The sequence below is a fragment of the Pseudomonas sp. St386 genome, assembly GCF_018325865.1.
Lineage (GTDB): Bacteria > Pseudomonadota > Gammaproteobacteria > Pseudomonadales > Pseudomonadaceae > Aquipseudomonas > Aquipseudomonas brassicacearum.
Genome location: NZ_AP021900.1, coordinates 3,056,271 through 3,074,363, shown reverse-complemented (window position 1 = coordinate 3,074,363; position 18,093 = coordinate 3,056,271). Strand labels below are relative to the sequence as shown.

Annotated in this window: 13 protein-coding genes and 1 pseudogene; 13 read left to right on the top strand and 1 reads right to left on the bottom strand. The window is 62.1% G+C overall.

From position 1 onward, the window contains the following. Nucleotides 1-64 precede the first annotated feature (64 nt). From KI235_RS13440 to KI235_RS13380, 13 genes and pseudogenes are all read left to right on the top strand, one after another. Nucleotides 65-880, top strand: coding sequence for an AraC family transcriptional regulator (locus KI235_RS13440; RefSeq protein WP_212795804.1), 816 nt, complete (start codon nucleotides 65-67; stop codon nucleotides 878-880). Between the two features lie 243 nt (nucleotides 881-1,123). After that, nucleotides 1,124-2,997, top strand: a pseudogene (locus KI235_RS13435) (3-dehydroquinate synthase). Continuing rightward, the gene (locus tag KI235_RS13430; RefSeq protein ID WP_003201058.1) at nucleotides 2,994-3,884 is read left to right on the top strand and encodes a UbiA family prenyltransferase; all 891 of its coding nucleotides are present in this window, start codon (nucleotides 2,994-2,996) and stop codon (nucleotides 3,882-3,884) included. Before KI235_RS13435 ends, KI235_RS13430 begins: the two are co-directional and overlap by 4 nt. Then, a complete protein-coding gene (locus KI235_RS13425) occupies nucleotides 3,881-4,654 on the top strand; it encodes an EboA domain-containing protein (RefSeq protein ID WP_013693131.1) in 774 nt (257 codons plus the stop codon). Before KI235_RS13430 ends, KI235_RS13425 begins: the two co-directional genes overlap by 4 nt. 39 nt (nucleotides 4,655-4,693) lie before the next feature. Next, the gene (locus KI235_RS13420) at nucleotides 4,694-5,578 is read left to right on the top strand and encodes a TatD family hydrolase (RefSeq protein ID WP_003201055.1); all 885 of its coding nucleotides are present in this window, start codon (nucleotides 4,694-4,696) and stop codon (nucleotides 5,576-5,578) included. Further along, a complete protein-coding gene (gene eboE, locus KI235_RS13415) occupies nucleotides 5,575-6,804 on the top strand; it encodes a metabolite traffic protein EboE (protein WP_212795803.1) in 1,230 nt (409 codons plus the stop codon). The genes KI235_RS13420 and eboE overlap by 4 nt, the downstream gene beginning before the upstream one ends. Beyond that, nucleotides 6,794-8,239 (top strand): nucleotide pyrophosphatase/phosphodiesterase family protein, encoded by a 1,446-nt coding sequence (locus tag KI235_RS13410; protein WP_212795802.1) that lies wholly within the window; start codon nucleotides 6,794-6,796, stop codon nucleotides 8,237-8,239. Before eboE ends, KI235_RS13410 begins: the two co-directional genes overlap by 11 nt. Beyond that, nucleotides 8,218-9,360, top strand: a complete 1,143-nt coding sequence (locus KI235_RS13405; RefSeq protein ID WP_003201049.1) for a hypothetical protein — start codon at nucleotides 8,218-8,220, stop codon at nucleotides 9,358-9,360. The genes KI235_RS13410 and KI235_RS13405 overlap by 22 nt, the downstream gene beginning before the upstream one ends. Nucleotides 9,361-9,370: 10 nt before the next feature. Further along, nucleotides 9,371-11,758, top strand: a complete 2,388-nt coding sequence (locus KI235_RS13400; protein WP_212795801.1) for a hypothetical protein — start codon at nucleotides 9,371-9,373, stop codon at nucleotides 11,756-11,758. 181 nt (nucleotides 11,759-11,939) lie between these two features. Next, nucleotides 11,940-12,860, top strand: a complete 921-nt coding sequence (locus KI235_RS13395; protein ID WP_212795800.1) for a hypothetical protein — start codon at nucleotides 11,940-11,942, stop codon at nucleotides 12,858-12,860. A gap of 19 nt (nucleotides 12,861-12,879) precedes the next feature. Further along, nucleotides 12,880-14,184 carry a hypothetical protein gene (locus tag KI235_RS13390; RefSeq protein WP_013693128.1) on the top strand — a complete coding sequence of 435 codons (1,305 nt, stop codon included), beginning with the start codon at nucleotides 12,880-12,882 and terminating at the stop codon, nucleotides 14,182-14,184. Between the two features lie 3 nt (nucleotides 14,185-14,187). Next, entirely contained in the window at nucleotides 14,188-16,005 is a 1,818-nt protein-coding gene (locus tag KI235_RS13385) for a hypothetical protein (protein ID WP_212795799.1), read from the top strand. 32 nt (nucleotides 16,006-16,037) lie between these two features. Continuing rightward, a complete protein-coding gene (locus tag KI235_RS13380) occupies nucleotides 16,038-17,093 on the top strand; it encodes a hypothetical protein (protein ID WP_003201038.1) in 1,056 nt (351 codons plus the stop codon). Nucleotides 17,094-17,163: 70 nt separating this feature from the next. Here the strand turns inward: KI235_RS13380 and KI235_RS13375 are convergent, their stop codons facing one another. After that, nucleotides 17,164-17,928: an SDR family oxidoreductase gene (locus KI235_RS13375; protein WP_003201036.1), complete on the bottom strand. Its 765-nt coding sequence runs from the start codon at nucleotides 17,926-17,928 to the stop codon at nucleotides 17,164-17,166. Nucleotides 17,929-18,093: the final 165 nt, after the last annotated feature.

Below are 18,093 nucleotides of genomic sequence, written 5' to 3'. Positions count from 1 at the left end.
ATCAGGGCACCACCGGCGGGCTTTCAGAAAACTGACCTGACTTTCAGGCCCTCTCTTCACTACTATGCTGTTCATGAACCCTCGAAACCGCCACCAGCCGCCCCAGTCCGAACCGGTCCGTCGCATCGAGGCAGGACCGTGGGCGATCGAATTGCTGTCCGGCTGCGCCTACGCCACCCGCTATGTCGCCACCCAGTCGGCGATCGGCTTCGCCTTCGACAGCCAGCGCGGCCTGCATGCCATCGGCAGCGACCGAGTGCAGCCCTTCGAGGCGATCCCCAACGGCCTGGCATTCGTCCCCGCCGAATGCGACGTGTTCTCCGAGTCCCCCAGGGGCGGTGAATACCTGCGGGTCGTGCGCACCGACGGTATGGCGTTGCCGGGGGAGCATGCGTTCAACAACCGTATTGACCCGCAGGCCATCACCCTCGCGCTGAGAATGCGCAGCGCATTGCTGCGTGCCAGCGCAGAGGATGACTGGGAGGCCTGGGCGCTCGGATTGGCTGAACGGGTAAAGGACCCCAAGACGTTTTCGGCCCCCGTACAAGGGGCCATCACCGGCGGGCGAATGCGCCTGCTCGACGAGTTCATCGACGCCGGTCTCGACGGTCCGCTGGGGGTCAAGGAAATGGCCGGCCTGCTTGGCTTGTCCGAAGGGTATTTCATGCGGGCATTCAAGAATGCCACCGGCAAAAGTCCACACAGCTACCTGATCGACCGGCGCCTGGCCAAGGCACGGGCGCTGATGCGCGATTCAACCGCCCGACTGACCGATATCGCCCACACTTGTGGCTTCAACTCCCAGGCGCACATGACCACGCTGTTCAAGCAACGCCTTGGCGTCAGCCCGGCGCAGTTGCGCGGGTATTCGACGCCCTGAACGAGCGGGACAAGCCGCTGGTACGGGGTACCTGAAACGCGCAGTGGCAGCCCAAATCAAATTGCCATCAGATGACCTTGCAAAAACACCCGGGCCGTCTAGATTCAAACCTGTCTCCAACCACATCATCAACCACACCTGACAGCCCTTCGGGCGAGAGCGTCTATTGGCCTAAAACACACACTTGGCGTTGCTTTCAATTACTGACACGGAATCAGTCAATAACAACAAGAGGGATGCTTGATGAAGCATGGCCGTGGGTATCGTTTGCTCTCGCAAAAAGGCGCAGCCGGACATTTCTGGCTGTCGTTGGTTTGCTTTTCAGCCCTGGTGATCGCCAGCTTCTTGCTGTTCGAACAACAGATCCAGGATTTCCTGACCCATCTCAACCTGTACCAGCCCTCGACGCCCGCGCAGAAACTCTACCTGGCGTTGCTGCTGATCGCCCTGCTGGCGCTGGACGTGGTGCTGCCGGTGCCGTCGAGCATGGTCGCGCTGCTGGCCGTAGCGATGCTTGGCAGCGTGGGGGTTACCTGGCGATTTTCGTGGGGCTGTGCCTGGGCGCCGGGTTGGGCTATGCCTTGGGAGCCGGCTATTTGCGTTTGTTGGCCGGCCGCCTGGGCCTGCATCAGCGCCAGCCGGGGCAACTGGCGTACCGGTTGGGCACACTGTCGTTGATCTGCCTGCGCGGGGTCCCGGTGCTGGCGGAAACCTCGGTCGTCGCCGCCGGGATGCAACGCTACCCGCTGCGCGCGTTCATCCTCGTCACCACCCTGGCCAATGCTGGCCTGGCATTGGCCTACAGCGCCATTGGCACCTTTCTCGTCGAGCAGAACGCGCTGTTGGTGACCCTGCTCGCCAGCATGGTGTTGCCCGGGCTGTTCATCGCCGGGTACAGCCTGTTCAAGAGCCTTCGCCGCAGCGACGCGGAGCAACCGTTGCACGGGCGCTTCAAGGTCAGCTACGACTACCCGGTGGTATTCACCGATCATGTATTCGATCCACTCAATCCCTGCCTGCACCGCCAGCTCATGGCCGGCCACAGGGGCCCGGTCACGGTGTTGATATTCGCCGATGAACAACTGCTGCACAGCGCCTCGCACCTGCTGGAACAGATCAACGCCTACTTCGTCAGCCACTTTCCAGACCTGCACCTGCAGGCGCCGCCGATCGCGGTCCCGGCCGGCGAGTCGAGCAAGGATTCTAAGGTGTTGCAGCGGCTGTACACCGACATGCTGAAACATGGCTTGGACCGGCATTGCCATGTGCTGGCCGTCGGTGGCGGCGCGGTGCTGGATGCGGTGGGCTACGCCTGCGCCACCTTCCACCGCGGCATTCGTCTGATTCGCATCCCCAGCACCGTGCTCGCCCAGAACGACGCCGGCATCGGTGTGAAAAACGGCATCAACGCCTTCGGCCAGAAAAACCTGCTGGGCGCCTTCTATCCCGCCACCGCAGTCATCAACGACTTTCAATTGCTGACCAGCCTGACCCGGCGCGACCAGATCGCCGGGCTGGCCGAGGCGGTCAAGGTGGCGCTGATCAAGGACCAGGCGTTTTTCCAGTGGATGGAGCAACAGGCCGACGCCCTCGCCTGCTTCGAACATGGGGCCAGCCGCTATGCGATCCGCCGCTGCGCCGAATTGCACCTGGCGCACATCACCGGTGCTGGCGACCCCTTCGAACGCGGTAACGGGCGGCCCTTGGACTACGGGCATTGGGCCGCTCACAAACTGGAAAATCTCAGTCAGCACCGACTGCGCCATGGTGAAGCTGTCGCGGTGGGCATGGCTCTGGATGGACTCTATGCCAATGCCTTGGGGTTGTTGAACGACAGCGACACCGAACGGGTGCTGAACCTGCTGCTCAAGCTCGGCTTCTGCCTGAACCCGCCGGAACTGATCTTGAAAGATGCACTGGGGCGCTCGCAGGTTTTGCTGGGGCTGGAGGAGTTCCGCCAGCATCTGGGTGGGCAACTCTCCATCCCCATGCTCAGCCGGATCGGCGAGTCGGTGGACTTGCATGAAATCGATACCGCGCGAATGGAGCAGGCATTGCAGCGGCTGTCCACCCAGGTCGAGCTTGCGCTACCCCTGAACGAGCGCTGTGCGCAATGAACCAGACTGCGCCGAACCTCAAGGCCTGGCTGACCCTCGGCCGTGTGTCCAACCTGCCCACGGTGTGGACCAACACCTTGGCCGCCGCCCTGCTCGCCAGCAGCGCCGGGGCCCTGGCTCCGCCGTCTTCCCTGGTATGGATCCTGCTGCTGGCGGCACTGTCGCTGCTGTACCTGGCCGGCATGCTGTTGAACGACCTGTTGGACGCCGACTGGGACCAACAACACCACAACCCCCGCCCCATCACCCTGGGCCTGGTCAGCCGCCAGCAAGTGCTGCTGGCCACTGCGTTGTTGCTGGTGCTGGCCGCGGCCTCACTGCTGGGCCTGAGCCGGTTGATCGAGCAGCCGCACTGGCTGCTGGGCAGCGCCACCCTGTTGGTGGGCTGCATCCTCGGTTACAACCTGCTGCACAAGAAATACGCCCACAGCGTCTGGCTGATGGGAGCCTGCCGCTCGGCGCTCTACCTCACCGCAGCGGCAAGCCTGGCGGTGCCGCCGGGACCGATCTGGCTCTGCGCCATTTTGCTCGGTGTCTACATCAGCGGCCTGACCTACCTGGCTCGCCAGGAACATCGCAACCAACTGATCAGCCGCCTCCCCCTGCTGCTGATGCTGAGCCCACTGGCCTTGGCGATCTACGCAGGCAGCGCCTGGTTCTGGCCGGTGCTGCTGTTATGGCTTGGCTGGTTGGGCTGGCACTACTGGCGCAACCTGGCCAACCCTCGGCAACGGCAGGTCCGCGTCTTTATCGGCGCTGGCCTGGCAGCCCTGCCGCTGTTCGATGCCCTGGTGCTGGCCGTGGCTAACCAGCCCCTGGGCAGCCTGTTATGTGTCCTGGTGTTTTTCCTGCTTCCTCATTTCCAGCGCTGGATCAAACCAACATGAACACGGACGTTACTGCACCGGCATCGGCGGCCCTCGACATGCGCCACGACTGCGTGAACGAACAACGGCAAAATTTCATTCGTCAACTCGAAGAAACCGAGCGGCAATGGTGGCGTCAGGCACAGGAGCAACTTGCCCAGCGCCCGGACTCCAATACCTCGTCACTCTTGAGCAGCCAGTGCAAGCGCAACCTCAAGGAGCGAGCACTGCCCGATATCGCCGGCTGGAGTAACGTCCAAATGGCGCGGGCGTTGCTGCTGGCCCAGGTGCTGGAACAGCAGCCCGCCGCCGGGCAAGTCGCCCTGCTGCACCAATTGTTCCTGTGGGGCGACGACCAGGAAAAGGTCGCCACCTTGAAAGCCCTCGATTGGCTCGATAGCCGCGGGGCGTGCGTGGAGCTTGCACGCCAGGCCGGACGCACCAGCAACAGCCAGGTGTTCGCCGCCCTCGCCCTGGACACCGCCTACCCGTCGCGTCACTACAACGAACAGGCTTTCAACCAACTGGTGTTGAAAGCGCTGGGCATGGGCCTCGACGTGCGACGCCTGATCGGCCTGGCACAACGACAAAGCGTCACCCTCAACCAGTTGGCCCTCGACCTGCTGGACGAACAACTCGCCGCCGAACGAACGGTGTCCGCCGGACTGCCCCACGTGATTGCCTTCGACCTGCTGAGCCCGGCGCAGCGTCAGCGCCTGGCCGGCCTGGGCCAGCAACGACGCTTGCCGGCGCAATGGCACGAGCACCTGGGCGGCGTTTCGCCGAACTGATGCCCCACCGTCCCCCGCTTTTTTTGACGAGGATTCACCATGCTCAAGTACTTCGACCCGCATATCCATATGGTCAGCCGCACCACTGACGACTACCAGAACATGGCGGCCGCCGGCATCACCGGGGTAATCGAGCCGGCCTTCTGGCAGGGCCAGGCCAGGACCAGCGTCGGCAGCTTCATCGACTACTTCGACACACTGTTGGGCTGGGAGCGCTTTCGCGCCAGCATGTTTGGCATCCATCACTTCTGCACCATTGGCCTGAACCCCAAGGAGGCCAATGACCTGTCGGTGGCCAACGAGGTGCTGGAGATTCTGCCGCGCTACCTGGTGAAAGACGGCGTGGTGGCGGTGGGTGAAATCGGCTACGACGACATTACCCCGGAAGAGGATCGCTTCCTCGCCGCGCAATTGGAGCTGGCCAAGCAATTCAATCTGCCGGTGCTGGTGCACACGCCGCACCGCGACAAGATCGGCGGCACCAAACGCACGCTCGCGGTCATCCGCGAGGTCGGCATTGCCGAACATATGGTGATCATCGACCACCTCAACGAACTGACCCTGCCCCTGGTGCTGGACAGCGACTGCTGGCGCGGCCACTCCATCTACCCCAACACCAAGATGTCGGAACAGCGCATGGTCGCGCTGCTGCAGCAGTACGGCACGGAAAAAATGGTGGTCAACAGCGCCGCCGACTGGGGCATCAGCGACCCGCTCAAGGTGCCCAAGACCGGCCAGGCAATGTTGGCCGCAGGCTTCAGTGAAGACCAGGTCGAACAAGTGCTGTTCCACAACCCGGTGGACTTTTTTGCCCAGAGCGGCCAGTTGGACAAAGCCCTGGTCAGCACGCCCCTGCCCATCGATCAGCGGCGGCAATGGCAGGACAACTCCGCCCTGCGGGGCCAGGAACCGGTGATCAAATGAGCGCCCGCACGGGTTGGACGGCCACGCAGATCGGCTATTGCAGCAACGTGCACCCGACCCATGACCTGGGCGGGCTGCGCGCATCCGTCGAACGGCATTTCCACACCGTGCGCACACTGCGCGGGCTCGACACGCAGGACAGTGGATTGTGGATCAGCGCCCTCGCCGCCGCCGAACTCCAACAAGCGTCGACCCGTGCGGATTTCCTCGACCTGCTGCAACGCAGCGGGCTACGCCTGACCTCACTCAATGGGTTTCCCTACGGCCAATTTCACCAGGGCGCGGTGAAAGCCGACGTCTACCTGCCCAGCTGGGCCGATCCGCAGCGGCTGGCGTACAGCCTGGACCTGGCTCGATTTCTCGCCCAGGCCCTGCCAGCGGACTGTGCCCAGGGGGTGATCTCCAGCCTGCCGCTGGGCTATGCCGCCCACTGGAGCCCGACGCTACAGCAACATGCCGAGCACCAACTGCGCGAGCTCACTGCCGGGCTGGCCCGGCTGCAACGGGAGACGGGCAAGAAGATCGTGGTCTGCCTGGAAATGGAGCCCGATTGCGTGCTGGAAAACACCGACCAGGCCATCGCCTTCTTCCGCCATTGGCAAGCCACGGACCCGCACCATGAACACCTGGCGCTGTGCTTTGATGTTTGCCACCAGGCCGTGATGTTCGAAGACTGCTATCAATCACTGGACCGATTGCGTCAGGCCCGGGTCCCCATCGGCAAGATCCAGTTATCCAATGCACTGATTTGTCGCCTGCCTGAGGACGAGCACCGGCGCGAACAGGTGCTCAAGACATTGAGCGGTTTTGCCGAACCCACCTACCTGCATCAAGTGAAGGCCCGCAATGGACAGGACCGGTTATCGGCCTGGGCGGACCTCCCCGCGGCCCTGGATGATTGTGAGCAAAACCGCGTCTCTCATCCCGAACTGAGGATTCACTTCCACATTCCGCTGTTCAGCGAGCAGTTACTGCTGCCCGAACTCAGCGGCAGCCAGGTTGCCCTGTCGCAGACGTTCGACTTTTTGGCCGACCATGGGGATTTTCGCCCCGTACTGGAAGTGGAAACCTACAGCTGGGGCGTCCTGCCCAGCCAATTGCGGCCCACGACCGAGCACGCCCAACTCCAGGGCATCGCGGCGGAGTTGCATTGGGTCGAGGACCAGTTGCAGCAGCGCCGCTTGCTGCAACCTCAAGCGCTGGAGGCCCATGCCCATGCGCTCTGATCCTGCGCGCCAGCCGCTGCTGCTGATCAACGTGGTCGGCCTGACGCCCGCGCTGTTGGGTGCCGCGACGCCCTGCATCAATGCCCTGTTGAAAACGGCCAAGATGGCCACGCTGCAACCGGTGTTCCCGGCGGTCACTTCGACCGTGCAGGCCTCGATCCTCACGGGACAGCCACCGTCGGAACACGGCATCATCGGCAACGGCTGGTACTTTCGCGATCAGGCCGAAGTGCGTTTCTGGCTGCAACCCAATGCTCTGATCCAGGGGGAAAAGGTCTGGCAGACACTCAAGCGTCAGTACCCCGGGTTTCGCTGCAGTCAGTTGTTCTGGTGGTACAACATGTATGCCGACGTAGACGCCGCCATTACCCCACGACCGCATTACCCGGCCGATGGTCGCAAGATGTTCGGCCTGTATTCGGCGCCGGCCTCGTTGCATGAGCGTATCGAACAGCAGATCGGCGAGTTTCCCTTTCCGAGCTTCTGGGGACCGGCGGCTGGCATCGCCTCGAGCCGCTGGATCGTCGATTGCGCCATCTCCGAATTCCAGCTCAACCACCCCGACCTGCAATTGATCTACCTGCCCCACCTCGACTACAGCCTGCAACGCCTGGGGCCCGATCACCCGTCGATTGCCGACGAGGTACGCGCCATCGACAGCGAAGTCGGGCGTCTGCTGGACTTTGCCCAAGCGCAAGGCGCGGCAGTGATGCTGCTGTCCGAATACGGGATCGAAGCCGTCACCCAATCCGTTTCCATCAACCGGTTATTACGTGCCGAGGGCTTGTTGCAGGTACGCCAATCGCTGACCTGGGAGTTGCTCGATCCCGGTGCCAGTGCAGCGTTTGCCGTGGCCGATCATCAGGTCGCGCACATCTACGTCAAGCATGCGCGCGACATCCCCCGCGTCAAGGCGCTGTTGCAACGCCAGGCCGGCATCGAACAGGTACTGGATAAAACCGAACAACAGGCCTGGCAACTGGATCATCCCCGCAGCGGCGAGCTGGTGGCCGTGGCCGCGCCCGGTTACTGGTTCGATTACTACTACTGGTTCGACGAGGGCAAGGCTCCCGACTTTGCCCGCACCGTGGATATCCATCGCAAGCCAGGTTACGACCCGCTCGAGCTGTTCATCGACCCGGCCATTCGCTTCCCGAAATTGAAAGTGGCGCGCCGCCTGCTCCAGAAAAAGCTCGGCTTTCGCTACTACATGGACCTGATTCCGCTGGACACCCGCCTGGTCCGCGGCAGCCACGGACGGCTGCCCACGAGCGAGAAGACCGGCCCGCTGCTCATCACCAATTGTGATCTGTCGTTGCCACAGCACCTTGCGGCCACGGCGGTGAAGCAACTGCTCCTGGAACACTTCCGGGGGCACCCTCATGCCGATACGGCGAATGCCAAGGAGCTTCCATGCGGCGAGCCATTTCCATAACCGTTCTCAGTGCCCTGGCCGGTTTGGCCCAGGCACAGGACACCAACAACTTCGATTGCAGCAACTTCCTGCAATTTGGAGCAGACATCAACCAGACTCGGACCGCGTTTGCCCAGAGTCCCGAGACCATGGCCTGGAACTGGTTCGTCTGCTTGAACCAACCCAGTACCGCGCAAAGCAGCAATCTGGTGTGGGAGATGATGAAGCCCTCGGACCAGGTCTACCTGCCCAACGGCGCACCACCGGGCGCCTATGACAGCTCCGCGCCGCTCCCGGCCGCGGTGGTGACGCAAGCCAAGGCACAAGGCATGGACCTGTCCCGATCCTTCCATAACATCAATGCCACCCAACAGGTCGATGGCCTGATCCTGCAAATGGGGGGTGCCGTGCCCGATGCCCAACAAGGCCACCCCGTACGCTTTCAGTTGCTGATGGGCAAGGACACGTTCGATTACATCGTGAACAAGCAGGTCTACAACGTGAATGGCCAGGCCGCCCTGGCCAACGACCTGAACTTTCCCCCCACCGCCTGGGAGTTGAAAGCCGCGTGGCTGTGGATCGGCACAGACACGACCTACCGACAAACCCTGGTAAATGACGGCTACTACATTGCACAGGCCTACTACCAGCAGGACGACGGTACTTACCAGGTCGGCTATGTGGCATTGAGCGGTCTGCATGTCGTCAACAAACTGAACGCCAACTGGGTCTGGACCACCTTCGAAAACATCAACAACAGCAAGTACACCGTCACCAATGCCGCCCCGCCTGCGCCGATGACCAACACCACGGGGCCGACTCCGGCCGCCAAGCCGGTGAACACCAGCTTCCAGGCCAACAACCGGAACCTGTCGAAGTACGAGTTGATCGGGGTCGAGTTCCAACCCATCACCCAGGTACTGGCCAACTCACAGCTGGAATCGGCGTTCCAGAACACCTCGTCCTGCCTGGCCTGCCACGGCACCGCCGCCTACTCGAACGACAAAGGCTACTTCAATTTCGCTCTGAACCACGGGGGCGGCATTGTCTATCCCACCACCCCGCTGCCGCCCTCGGCATTCGATGGCTACAAAAAACTGGACTTTGTCTGGTCGCTGAAACGCGCCCAGTGGCAACGCTAAGGAGCATGACATGAGCGTATTGAATTTCCCCCGTATCTACCTCAACGGCCATATGTTCTGGAACCCGCCAACGGCCAACAACAACGACGTGTATCCGCTGTATGACGCGGTCAACGCGGACATAAACTGGCCGTTCATGAGCCACTTCGACATCAACGCCAAGAACGCCCCCACCCTACTGATGCCCTGGGCCATCAAGCCCCTGACAATGGCGGAGCTGCCGGCCTATATGCTGCAGGTACCGACCAATGCCAACCCGGGAACCTACCCGTACATGCCCGCCGAATGGGATCTGTTTGGCGACAATGCCTGCGGCACGGTGAGCTACAAAGGTACTCGCTCGACGATCATTGGCGGCGAGCTGCAGGCCGACACCTACATCACCGAGGATGCGCTGGTTGGCAGGGATTACCAATTGCTCGGCAATCCCTTTGGCAGCAACGCTCCGACTGCCGCGCGCTTCGTGGACGTCAGCCCGTGGCAGAACACCTTCACCGCGTTGTATTTCGACAAGCTGATGCTGGGGGATGCCACGTGTGGCCTGACCCTCAATCGCCAGTATCGAATGATGGATCGCTTCCTGAATTTCAATTGGGCGAGCACCTTCCATGGCCTGGTGTATGTCACCACCACCTGGCAGACCTGCTTTCCCCAGGAGAACCTGGAATGGGTCATCGGCGATTCGGCGCTGCTGAGTAACCTCCAGCAGCAGATGAAGCTGCAAGGGGCAAAGGGCCTGATGTTCAGGTTCTCCACCTACCTGACCTGCTACGACAGGAACGGTGTTTTCAACGATTTCCCGTACGTCAACACCCGTTCCAATGCCCCCTCGGATACGGCTCGTCTGCAAGCGATGTATCAGAAGGGCCTGGACAACGTTTCCGGTATTTTCTTCAACCCCGCCTACAGCCGCACCGCTGCGACCCTGGGCCTCTGGTTCGCCGACGAATACCCGACCGCCCCCGCCGGCCTGCGCCTGGTGCCCGCGCAGGCCGTACCTGTTGTTCAACCAAATGGGACTCCCCAAAACGCCACACTGGGCGTGACTTCAGTGCAGATTACCGGCAACACCCTGTCGCTGGATCTGGCCAACACGTTCCCGTTCTATCCGGTAGAGCCCAATGCGCCCATCCTGACCGCCGAAAAATTCCAGGCCGGCGACTATCAACTGGGTGTACGCGAGGGTGATCAATTCACGCCGGTAGTGGACTTGGGTTTCGACCGGTATGACCAGGCAGCCTTCGACAAACGCTCCGGCCTGCAGGACTTCCCGCTCAGCGACGCGGACCTGACGAAACTACAACCAGGTCATCCATTGGAGCTGCGACTCAAGGCCACGGCCGCCCCGACACCCGTGATCGCCGCCACCCAGCAAACCTGGACCGCCGAAGTGGTGGAGAGCGGCAGTTTCATCGACGTGGGCGACCACAAGACGCTGACCATCATGGTGCAGAAAAATGGTCAGCCGGCGGCCAATACCACGCTGTGGGTGGCGGAATATGGCAACCCCTACATGGTGACCACCAGCGACTACTACCTGGCCTCCAGCAACGCGGCCAATTTCACGCTGTTCTTCGACCACCCAGACGACCCCAACCAGAACAAGGCCAATCTGCCGAATTTCAATAACGCGCCGCCCGTACAAAACTATCTGGCCAAAGGCAGCGGCCGCCGACTGACTGCGCTGCAGAGTACGGATCAGTCCAGTGGAAACCCGATCGGTTATCAGCAATTCCTGCAGGGCGACGGCAAACCGGTCACGATCGACTTGCACCCTTGCCTGGCATTCGATGCCGGCGTCTACGCCACCGGAACCCTGAGCGACGACGTCCACGCCACTCCGGTGGATTACTCTTATGTAGCGACCACCACCGACGCCAACGGCATCGCCCAGGTGAGCTTCAGGGCCGTGGCCCCGGGCTTCCCGACCTTGCGTTTTTTCGTCAAGGAAGGCGACAGCGATCCGGTCTTTCCCTTCAGCTTCCCGCTGCCCCAAGCCTACATCGACTTCCTCGCCCCGCTCCGCGTCCTGCCCTTGGACGTGCAGCTGCAACAGGACTTCATCAACTACTGGAACACCGTCTACAAGGATCAGAACGCCGCGACGCAGCTGTGGGAGGGCTTCCTCTACCCACGCATCCTGCAGACCTTCTATTACCTGTACCCGATCATGAACAAGTACATGCCGCTCAACTCCCAGGCGCGCGTCGAAGGCGCCATCGACCAGTTGATTGTGCTGATCAGCAAGCCCTACCAGGAGGAAAGCACGCTCTCGATGCCTATCACCCGTGACATGTCCCAGAGCCGCCGCGCGGTATTGGAGCTGTGGGCCCAGAAGCTGGTCAAGCGCAACTATCCGCCACAACAACTCAAGATGAGCGATTACGACAACCTCTGACCGTGACGCTGTTCACCCAAGGAGGATAAACCACTATGGGAGCGAGCTTGTGTGGGAGCTGAGCTTGCTCGCGACGAAGGCACCGCGGTCTTTCGAATGACCGCGTTATCGTTCATCGCGAGCAAGCTTTGCTCCCACAGGCTCCCACAGTGTCACCCGGTACTTTTCAAAGGAATGACCTATGAAAACCAGTATCTTGAACCGGTTGTTGCTGTTGATCCTGCTGTTCAGCACACCTCTGTTCGCCCAGGACAGCGGCGCGGTGTACTTCACCATGGGCGTGCACAACACCGAGGGCTGCAACGAACAGAACGGCAACTGCATCGCCAAACGCCTCCCAGGCGAGCCTTCCGATCCGTTTTTCCCGGCGTTCTGGATCAGCGATTGGACCATGTACCGGGTGATGCACAACTATGAGAAAAACCCGCCGCCCTACAGCAATCCGCCCTCCACCCTGACCCCGGCGGACTACACCGTCTCCCGAGGAACCAGCTACTACGACACGGCCTATATCCCGGCCGATGGCGACGGTTTCGGTGCGATGATGGAGCATTATGAGAAGTACTGCCTGCCGATCTTCCCGATCAAGAACAACAACTACACCTGCTCCTTCGTGTCCCTGGGCAACAAGGCGTACTTCCTGACCTACCCGCAGGATCGCCCCAAGGACATGCCGGCCTGCTGCATGTTTTCGCCGATGAATCATCCGCCGCGGCAAGACTTCATCCAGCACCTGCCCTACAGCGCCGAGCGCAGCCAGAACCTCAATGGCAGCGTGCAGGCCTACGCGCTGGACCTTCAATCGCCGCAGGGTCCGATCCTGTTCGGCTATGCCTTCTACAAGAAAATGTCGGGGCAACCGCCCTACCGGCAGCCCCAATCGTTCTTTTTCTCCGGTGACAGCAGCGTCGCCAATGCCCCCATCGTCAGCCAGAACTACACCAACTTCCGCATCGCCAAACCGGACCCTGCCCAGACCTGGGCGCAGGTGGCCGCGATGTGCCCGGCGAATCCACCGCCCTGCCAGCTGTTCGAGCCACCGGCTTCACAGAGCAACGGGCAAAAGGCGCAGTGGAACAAGCTCATGCAGCGCAAACCCTGACCAATGACGAAGGATCGCCATGAACACTTCACTCCGTTTCATCCTGGTACTGCTGGGCCTGGCCAATCTTCCGGCCCTGGGCCTGGAGCAATCCCAGGAACAAACCATGCCACGGACGCAGGCCTCGAACCTGAATTGCCAACCCCCCAGTACAGCGCCAGCGGCCAGTGCCAGCCAGGACCTGTTCGATCAATACAGCTGGCAACTGTTCATCGCCGTGAACTGGCCCGCCCAGGCGGGACAGCGCGGTGATCCCGACTGCAGCAAACAGCCGGGGGACCCCGGCTACACCGTCTGGCAGACCTACAAGACCGTGGAAGAAACCTTCCTGCCACGGGGGGCCGACCCAGGCCCCTGGAACACCCCGCAGCTTGCCAAGAGCCTGGGCATCATCAACATCGCCGCGCTGAAGAACAGTTCCCAGGTGAATGCCGTCGACCAGGCCGTCGGCGGCTGGCTGATCGACCAGGCCGGCAACCCGACCTACTACGACATCTCGGCCAACGAGACCTCCTACAACTACATCGTCGCCAACCAGTTCTATAACGCCGATGTGGTTTCCAAAGCCAACAACATCTACTTCCCCTATGGGGTCATCGAGGTCAAATCGAGCTGGCGCATCCTCACCCCCAACGACAATGCCAGCCGCTACCTGACCATGCTTGCGCGCGTGGCCACGTTCGACGACCAAGGCCAGCGCACCGGCGTCACCGAAGCCTACCTGGGGCTGGTAGGACTGCACGTCATCACCAAGGTGAACGGCTATCCGCAGTGGATCTGGTCGACCTTCGAACAGATCGACAACGTTCCGCCCAAAACGCTGGTGAACGGTGCATGGGTCGACCAGCCGACCTCCGGCACGGCCTATTCCTACTTCAACGCCAGCGCCCCGGCAGCCACACTCAACCAGTCGCCCTGCGACTGGCAGACCCAAGGCGCACACCTGGTCTGCGTGCCCAAACCTGGCACCACCTTCCAGACCCCGAACCCGTTGAACCGGTACACCCCGATCGCCGAGATCACCAACGAGGTCAACGCCCGTTACCGCAGCGACCCGGGCCTGCAACGCAGCGTGTTGAAGTACTACCAACTCATCACCACCCAGCGCCCGCTGATGCCGGACAACCCCAGCAACCCGCTGGGCCAGCCGACCCCCGCCCTTTCGGCCAACGTGACCATGGAAAGCTACATCCAGCCCAACAGCAGCTGCATGAATTGCCACTCCATGGCGACACCGGTCAAGAGTCCCTACAAATCCGACTACTCCTACCTGTTCAAATTCGCCAATTCACCTGTCGGCAAAACCATCAAGGACGAGGAATAACTCATGAGCATCCTGAACGGACCACGGCTGAACTTCTGGGGCGGCATCCGCACCGACGTCAGCCTGCCGAACAACTCCCCGACCATTCCCTACGATGGCAACGATGACTGGCCGCTCTTCGACCTGACCACCTCGACCCTGGCACCAGGCGCCGAGCCCTACACCGACGACCAGTTGAACAACATGATCAATGCCCCCGCCGGCAACTACTACACCGCCGGTGGCTGGAATCACTACGGACAGCATGTCGTCGACATGCAGAACGCCTTGATCAGCTCCCAGGGCATCCCCGGCAGCATCAACACCACCGGCGACCTGGTGGGCCAGGCCGTCTATTTGCTCGGTTCGGTGGACCCGGTGACCGGCCAGGGCCCCGTTTCCGGCCCGATGATGGTGGACCTGGACCCCACCTCCTCGACGACCACCCAGATCTTCGTCGGCGGCCTGCAAATCGGTGGCAACGACAACATCCAACTGCTGATCCGCAGCAACACCGTGTGCAGCAGTTTCGACGTGGCGGGACGTGTGCTGCTGCCGAAAAAAATGGACGCGCCGGGTTCTTTCCACGCCAGCGGCACGTTTCAACTGACCTTTCCCTTGAGCAGCATTGTCAGTTGGAACCAGAACAGCAGCGGCCTGCGCTCGATCATCCAGGCACCAGGGGCGACGGGCATCGTCCTGCGTTTCGTCATGTTCGAAATGTGCCCGACGATGACCACCGAACAACTGGACGCCGACTACGCCGCCGGCAAATACACGCCCAACCCGAGCATCGGCCGGGTCATCGGCACCTTGGCCCCGGCCTTCGCCGACGAGCCGCTGAACTGCCAGCCGGGCCGGCAACTGGTCAACCAGAGTACCGGCAATGCCGGCTATGCCGACCTGGGCGACACCGGTTACCTGAGCATCGACATGGTGAACGTCATTCCGAAGGAAACCTTCCGGGCCGTCAGGGACGACATCACCAGCCCGATCGGCCCCAACGCCGATTACGGGACCGTGACCATCAGTGCCGGCACCACCACCCTGACGACCCTGGAGCCGACCAGCCGCTTTTTATTCGACTACTACGTGTATGGCGGCATCGTCGACCTGCCCCTGACCGCCGACCAGCTACAGGCAGTACGGACCTCTGCCTTGGCAATCGACGCTCCGGGCAAGGTCGCCGGCACCACGTTGCAAGCCACCGAGTCGACCTATCGGATCTATGCCGACCAGCGCAACGTCTACCTGGAGGACTACCCCAACGGCCTGTCGGTCACCCTGCAGGTCAGGTACCTGGGCGGGGCGGTCCCCAGCACCACCGAAATCGGCCTGCAGGCAATCCCGGCAGCTGATCCTCCCACGTACAAAGAACCGCAGTACTGGGACTTCCTCGACTACCCTGACTCGCTGACGGTCAGCGCCGGCCAGCTTTCAGTCAGCTTCCCCGTCACCGTCAAACCGGGCAGCGCCGCCCAGGCCGGTTTCGTCGCCCTGACCTGCACGGCCAATGGCCTCGACAGCAGCGCTTACTTCACCAACTTTCGCAAATACGCCCAGACCGACTTCGGCATTCCCAAGGGCACCACCATCACCTGGCCGCTGATGTATCCCAACGTGCTGCGCTTTCACTACCTGGCCTTCCCCGCCATGTCGCGCTATATCCCGCTGAATCAGCCCGACGCCATCATGGGCGCCAAGAACCCCATCCTCGCCCGTACCTCGGACGCCTACAAAGGCACCACGCTGTTCATGCCCGTGGTGCGCTCGATGTCGCCCTGCCAACGGGCGTTGCTGCGGGCCTATCTCACCGGTGAACCGTGGCAGCCGCCGCAATGACCGTATCCCCTGCTCATTCACGGAGAGAGCCTATGCCCGTTCCCCTTCAGATCCCCGCACACCCCGGGGAAAACCTGCGCCCCAGCACCCTGGTCGCCGAGGACCTGCTGAACCCTCGCGGCCTCTGCCTGCAAGCCGATGGCAGCCTGCTGCTGACCGAAGCAGGCTCGGGGTTGCCCGACCACCCCTTCAGCGGCCGTATCAGCCGACTGCGACCGGATCCGCAGCGGCCCGACGCCTACCTGCCCCGCGAAACCCTGGCGCAAGGGTTTCGCGCCATGAACATGCAGGCGCGCATGCTGCGCGATGAAATCATGGGGGTGTCGGACATCGCCTGTGGTGACGGACGCTGCCTGGTCAGCCAGACCGATTACGTCGCCGGCTCCAAACTGCTGGACCTGCAATTCACACCGCCCGAACCGGTCTTTCATAGCCGTGGCAACCTGAATGCGCTGTGCTACCACCCGACCCGCCGCAGTTGGCTGGCCGTCAAGCCCGATACCAACCAGTTGGTGGAGTTCGTCACAGGCCAGGAAGAGCGCGTACTGGCGCAACTGCCCGAACTGGATCAAGGCCAGGAGGCCGTTCCCGTGACCCTGGTGTACGAACCGGCGACAGACGCCGTGCTGATCAGCCTGTTCTCGGGCGAACTGCACGGCGACCCGAGCCGCAAGGGCATCGACTTCGCCGAGAAGGCCGGCCAGGTGATCCGGGTCTGGCCCGCCAGCGCCAGGATCGACATCCTGATTCGCGGCCTGCAACTGCCCACCGGGCTGGCGCTGCGCCCCAACGGCCAGTTGCTGGTGCTGGAGCTCTGCGAGCGCCTGCAACAACCGCTGCTCCCCGACTGGAACGGCGAACCCCTGCATGGTGGCTTTACCCGGTTCAGTGGGCGACTGCTGAGCTGCGACTTGCAGACAGCCCAGATCACGGTTCTCGCCCGCGACCTGGATACCCCTTCCAACCTATGCCTGTTACCCGACGCGGTACTGGTCAGCGAAGGCATGGGGCTGGTCGGGCGGCCACTGCCTGCGCCAGATGGAAGCGTGGTGCCGTTAAACGGCAGACTTCGTCGGGTGCAACTCTGAACAAACGCTCAAGGCCGCAGGCAAAAAAACGGCGCTTACCCTTCATGGGATAGGCGCCGTTTTTCTTGACTCAGCCAGCAGTGACCGTCATGCCACCGTCCGCCATGACCACCGAACCGACGATAAAGCTGGCACGGTCCGACGCCAGGAACGCAACCACCTCGGCAATTTCTTCCGGCTGTGCGGCTCGGCCGATAGGCGCGGCTTCACCGTGCTGGGCAAGGAACGCCGGGCCGTCCTCGACCACGTCATTGAGGATGTTGGTGACCACATCGCCAACTCCGACCGCATTGACGCGAATGCCATGCCCGATGACTTCCAGCGCCAGGGTCCGCGTCAGTTGAGCCAGGGCACCCTTGGAGGCGGTGTAGGCGGCAATGGTCGGGAAGGCAAAATAGGACGCGTAGGAGGCAATGTTGACGATGGCCCCCGACTGGTTGGGCATCATCGCCTTGATCGCTTCGCGTGAATGCAGGAAGGCCGCGGTGGCGTTGACTGCCTGGATGCGCTCCCAGTCCTGGCGCGTCATGTCGATCACCAGCTTGTTGATGATGATCCCGGCGTTGTTGACCAGGATGTCCAACCGGCCGAACTGTTCGACGGCCAGGCCAACGGCGCGCTCGGCAGCGCCATCCTCGGTGATGTCAGCCTCCAGCGGCACCAACCCGGGACGGGCCAGCTCATGGACGGCGGGGTTGATGTCTTCCGCGACCACCTTGGCGCCGCGGGCATGCAACAGCAATGCGATGGCCTTGCCGATGCCACTGGCGGCTCCGGTGACCAGTGCGACCTTGCCTTCGACTTCGTGGGGAATGCTATGTTGGATATCGGTCATGATCGCTCTCCTGCGTGAGCGGGCCGACGAGACATTCGCCAGCCCGGCGCCCGTGGGCGCTGTCGTTATCGACGGCTTCACTTTCTCGCAACGGGGACTAGCGAGCTTTCGCAGGTTTGCCGGGACTGTCGGGGTTTTGCGAAAAATGTGGCCAGAGATGGCTCC

Coding starts and splice junctions, on each gene's coding strand:
- KI235_RS13390 (WP_013693128.1), top strand. CDS start 12,880: ATGAACACTTCACTCCGTTTCATCCTGGTACTGCTGGGCCTGGCCAAT.
- eboE (WP_212795803.1), top strand. CDS start 5,575: ATGAGCGCCCGCACGGGTTGGACGGCCACGCAGATCGGCTATTGCAGC.
- KI235_RS13405 (WP_003201049.1), top strand. CDS start 8,218: ATGCGGCGAGCCATTTCCATAACCGTTCTCAGTGCCCTGGCCGGTTTG.
- KI235_RS13440 (WP_212795804.1), top strand. CDS start 65: ATGCTGTTCATGAACCCTCGAAACCGCCACCAGCCGCCCCAGTCCGAA.
- KI235_RS13375 (WP_003201036.1), bottom strand. CDS start 17,928: ATGACCGATATCCAACATAGCATTCCCCACGAAGTCGAAGGCAAGGTC.
- KI235_RS13420 (WP_003201055.1), top strand. CDS start 4,694: ATGCTCAAGTACTTCGACCCGCATATCCATATGGTCAGCCGCACCACT.
- KI235_RS13395 (WP_212795800.1), top strand. CDS start 11,940: ATGAAAACCAGTATCTTGAACCGGTTGTTGCTGTTGATCCTGCTGTTC.
- KI235_RS13410 (WP_212795802.1), top strand. CDS start 6,794: ATGCGCTCTGATCCTGCGCGCCAGCCGCTGCTGCTGATCAACGTGGTC.
- KI235_RS13425 (WP_013693131.1), top strand. CDS start 3,881: ATGAACACGGACGTTACTGCACCGGCATCGGCGGCCCTCGACATGCGC.
- KI235_RS13385 (WP_212795799.1), top strand. CDS start 14,188: ATGAGCATCCTGAACGGACCACGGCTGAACTTCTGGGGCGGCATCCGC.
- KI235_RS13430 (WP_003201058.1), top strand. CDS start 2,994: ATGAACCAGACTGCGCCGAACCTCAAGGCCTGGCTGACCCTCGGCCGT.
- KI235_RS13380 (WP_003201038.1), top strand. CDS start 16,038: ATGCCCGTTCCCCTTCAGATCCCCGCACACCCCGGGGAAAACCTGCGC.
- KI235_RS13400 (WP_212795801.1), top strand. CDS start 9,371: ATGAGCGTATTGAATTTCCCCCGTATCTACCTCAACGGCCATATGTTC.